This window comes from Curtobacterium sp. B8 (assembly GCF_000333315.1).
Classification (GTDB): domain Bacteria; phylum Actinomycetota; class Actinomycetes; order Actinomycetales; family Microbacteriaceae; genus Curtobacterium; species Curtobacterium luteum.
On sequence record NZ_BACW01000069.1, the window covers coordinates 1 to 1,349 of the forward strand.

Below are 1,349 nucleotides of genomic sequence, written 5' to 3' on the forward strand. Positions count from 1 at the left end.
CGGCGTCGGCCTCGGCAGCGTGCTCGGGTCCTTCCTGGTCGGCGCCCTCACCGCGCTGCTCGCCCGGCCCGCGCTGCTCGTGCGCGGCAACGTCCTCGTCGGCCGGGTCCTCGGCACGGTCCGGGTCGCCGCCTCCCAGCTCGTCGTGCTCGTCGTGGTGGTGTCCGTCGTGGTCGCCGTCGTCGCGCTCGTCGCGCAGCCGTCGTGGGGCGCGGCGCTCCCGGTCTTCATCGGCAACGCCGGCGTCCTGCTGACCGCGCTCGGCTTCCTCGGCGGCATCGGCACGTCCGGGCTCGGCTCGGCGAGCAGCACCGCGAGCGTCTTCGGCGGCGCGGGCGGCTGGACGTGGCTCGTCGTGCTCCTCGTGCTCGTGTCGGCGTTCGTCGCCGGCCTCGCGCTCGCCGTCCGTCGCAACGACCGGGTCCGCAGCACGCTCGACTGGGTCGTGACGCCCGTGGTGTGGCTCCTCGGCGGCGTCGTGCTGCTCGTGCTCGGGACGCTGGTCGTCTCGTACCGGGTCACCGGCGTGAGCACCCTCGGTGGGACCGGATCGGTCGGGATCACGGCCTGGACGCCGGTGGTGTTCCTGCTCTGGGGTGCCGCCATCGAGGTCGTGGCGCGGTTCGTCGCCCCGGTGCTCCTCCCCCGTCTCGGCGGCGGCGTGCTGCTGCGCACCGCGAAGGCCGTGGGCACCGACCCGCAGCCGGCCGTCGCGTGGACGTCGCCCGTCGGCGCCGCGCCCACGGTCGGCGACCAGCCGTCCCCCGGGCATCCGGTCACCGGGCAGCCCGCCGCCGGGCAGTCGGCCGCCGGGCAGTCGGCCGCCGGCGCGTGGGCGCAGGCCCCCGGGGTCGAGGCGCCCGTCGGCACGCCGGCCGTCGCCGGCCAGCAGGCGTTCACGGGTGCCCCCGCCGGCGGTCAGCAGCCGTTCGTGGGCGCCCCGGCGGGCGGACCGCAGCCGTTCGTCGGCGGGCAGGCACCCGCCCCGATGTCCCCGAAGGCCCGGAAGGTCCTCGTCCGCTCGCTCGTCGCCGCCGGCGTCGTGGTCGTGGTGGTCGTCGCCGGTGCGGTCACGACAGGGGTCCTGCGCGCGAACGTCTGGGGTCCCGGGGCGACCGCACGCGACTACGTCGACGCGATCGCGCGGGGCGACGGTGCGTCCGCCGCGACCCTGACCGAGGCACCGTCGAACGCGTCGATGCTCGACGGTGCCGTGCTGAAGAGCGCCGAGGACCGGCCGACCGACGTGCGCATCGGACGGGTCTCGACCTCGGGCGACTCGGCGTACGCCACCGTCCGGTACCGGCAGGGCGGGTCCGACCGCACGGGCGAGATCACGCTCGAGCGCA

1 pseudogene is annotated in these 1,349 nt (G+C 76.9%); it reads left to right on the forward strand.

Features of this window, described 5'->3' with window-relative positions:
• Window positions 1–1,349 (forward strand): annotated as a pseudogene (locus tag I59_RS22495) (hypothetical protein); the annotation flags it as partial.